Raw genomic sequence first — 581 nt, 5'->3', positions numbered from 1 at the left:
GTGGGCGGCGACGCCGAGGTCTTGCAGCGTTCCGGCGGCGCAGGGTGGTGTCTTGCCGAAGCGGAATCGATCGCCTGGACGTCGGGTCTGGCATGAAGGAATCCGGAGGAAGAGAGGCTTGGTAAGTGCCGGGACTATCTTCTGCACGCGGATGGGCCATGCCCGGCCGGCTGCCGTGGCGTGAGCACAGTGGGACGGGAGGCGCGCCCGCGAGGCGCGGGCGGGGCGGCAAAGCCCCGTCAGGCGCCCCGCATGGACCCCGCCGCCCGTGCTACTCGGACTCTTCCATCGTCACCGCGACATCGGCGTTCGCGGAAAGGCGCACGGTCCCGTCCTCGATCTCCGCGATCAGGCCGGTCGAGATGTAGTGGTGGTGCTGGTCGCCCGAGTCCTGCTTCGTGAGCTTAATGCGGTGACCCTCGACATGATCGACGGTGCCGACATGAACGCCGTCGGCGCCGATCACCTTCGCATGCTCCTTGATCTGGCTGAGATCAACCATGCAGATCGTCCTTCTCCTTGGTGCGCGGCCTTAACGCATGAGCGGAGCCAAAGTCGGCGTGGCGAGTTCGTGACAATAA

1 protein-coding gene is annotated in these 581 nt (G+C 65.9%); it reads right to left on the bottom strand.

The window, feature by feature from the left end; genetic code table 11:
• Window positions 1–271: 271 nt before the first annotated feature.
• A complete protein-coding gene (locus D9599_RS30850) occupies window positions 272–502 on the bottom strand; it encodes a DUF2171 domain-containing protein (RefSeq protein WP_198385153.1) in 231 nt (76 codons plus the stop codon).
• Between the last annotated feature and the right edge of the window lie 79 nt (window positions 503–581).

The organism is Roseomonas sp. KE2513 (assembly GCF_016107305.1).
Classification (GTDB): Bacteria; Pseudomonadota; Alphaproteobacteria; order Acetobacterales; family Acetobacteraceae; genus Roseomonas.
Note: the sequence above shows the minus strand (reverse complement) of the source record. Positions and strands in the feature narration are given on the sequence as shown.

Bases quoted from the DNA above. Each gene is read 5' to 3' on its own strand.
- D9599_RS30850 (WP_198385153.1), bottom strand. From the start codon at position 502: ATGGTTGATCTCAGCCAGATCAAGGAGCATGCGAAGGTGATCGGCGCC.